This window comes from Caulobacter sp. 602-1 (assembly GCF_003931565.1).
Classification (GTDB): domain Bacteria; phylum Pseudomonadota; class Alphaproteobacteria; order Caulobacterales; family Caulobacteraceae; genus Caulobacter.
The window spans coordinates 1-360 of sequence record NZ_RRYI01000047.1; the positions used below are offsets into that span (position 1 = coordinate 1).

At 50.6% G+C, this 360-nt stretch carries 1 protein-coding gene; it reads right to left on the bottom strand.

The annotated features are described in order from the left end of the window. Positions 1 to 56 precede the first annotated feature (56 nt). Positions 57 to 227: a hypothetical protein gene (locus EIK80_RS26500; RefSeq protein WP_003828049.1), complete on the bottom strand. Its 171-nt coding sequence runs from the start codon at positions 225 to 227 to the stop codon at positions 57 to 59. Positions 228 to 360: the final 133 nt, after the last annotated feature.

Consider the following 360-nt stretch of genomic DNA (forward strand, 5'->3'; position numbering starts at 1 on the left):
GGTGATGTTGCGGGTAACCATAAAGGACACTCCTTTGCGTCTGTCTGAAATGGAAGTCATGCGGCCAATTGCGGCAGCTGCTTGATATCGAGTATACCGAGACGTAGAATAAAATCCAGAAAACGATTACCGTTGGCGTGTTGCAGATAATAAACCACCATAATAAGGGAACTAACAAAGAAGAACTTGCCGGCAATGGCTGCGGCTGCATACTCCGAAGTAGGCATCGAGGCCACTGCTCCAAAGAACTACTACCCTACGAACAAAGGAGAACCATTATGGAAATCAAGGGTGTTGGCATTGGCCGTGGCGTGGCGGTCGGCTCGGTTATTCGTATGGCGGCCCCGCTACCGGAGCCTT